Genomic DNA, 1,027 nt, shown 5'->3' with positions numbered 1-1,027 from the left:
GGCGCGCAGCGCCATCTGGCCGGCGGTGATCTTCTTCGGCAGCTTCGGCGGGTTGGCATTCAGCAGGTCGAGTGCCGCCGTGATCTTCGCCCACTGGCGATCGAGCCAAGGCTGATAGACCATCTCCTCGGGCCGCGTGCGCCGTTCATAGACCATCGACAGCGCGCAGTCGCAAATGCCGTCGGCCAATGCCTCCAGCACTTCAGCCTCGAGCCGCTTGTCGGGATTGCGTGGAAAAAGCGCGCTCTTCGACAAACGGTTGAGATGCTGGGTGATGGCGCGACTGTCGTGGATGGAGCGGCCGTCGTCGAGCACCAGAACCGGGATCTTGCCGAGCGGGTTGGCGCCGATCAGTTCGGTCGGTTTGTCGTCCGTTTTGACCGCCACCGTTTCGATGTCGATGCCGGCATAGGCGGCTGCCATGCGCACTTTGGAACTGTAGGGAGAGGAGGACGCATAGAGCAGTCTGGGCATGATCGGTTTCCTGTTTTGCAGGCCGGCAGTGTTGACCGATCAAGCGCGATCGAGCAATGGCCAGAAGCGGAAAACCCGGCCGCCAGCGAGCGGACTCATCGGCCGGGGCCGTTTGGCGAGCGCTCCATGAAGACGGTGCTTGATCACATAGTCGCCGAGTTGCCAGAATCGCAGGGATCACTCAGCCGACAGCCAAGACCGAAGGGCCTCGCGCCGATATTTCATCAAGCGCATGAATGGCACAAAAAGCCCCACCGGACTCCGCCCTATGGCGAAGTCCTGGGAGCTGCGAAAAGATATCCTCCGTCCGCCTCTGTTCTCGCCTTCCGACTGCCAAACAACGAACGGGGCGCCTGTCGGGCACCCGCCCTTGACTGTTTCGGCACCGCCCCCGGCGAGGGAAGACGCGACTACTTCTTGCCGGCCTTCGCGGGTGCTGCCTTCGGCTTGGCCGCAGGTGCCGCTTTCTTCACCGGTGCTGAAGATTTCGCTGCCGCAGCCTTCTTTGCCGGAGCAGCTTTCGCAGCCGGCTTCTTGGCCGGTGCAGCCTTGG

The 1,027-nt window shown here is 62.8% G+C and carries 1 protein-coding gene; it reads right to left on the bottom strand.

Annotation, left to right across the window (positions count from 1 at the left end):
* Window positions 1–474 (bottom strand): glutathione S-transferase family protein (locus tag EN893_RS35440; RefSeq protein ID WP_164901461.1); only part of this gene is annotated, 474 nt, incomplete at its 3' end.
* Between the last annotated feature and the right edge of the window lie 553 nt (window positions 475–1,027).

It is taken from the genome of Mesorhizobium sp. M7A.F.Ca.CA.004.04.2.1 (genome assembly GCF_004022825.1).
GTDB lineage: Bacteria > Pseudomonadota > Alphaproteobacteria > Rhizobiales > Rhizobiaceae > Mesorhizobium.
The sequence above is the reverse complement of the archived record's forward strand: the minus strand, read 5'-3'. Positions and strand labels throughout refer to the sequence as shown.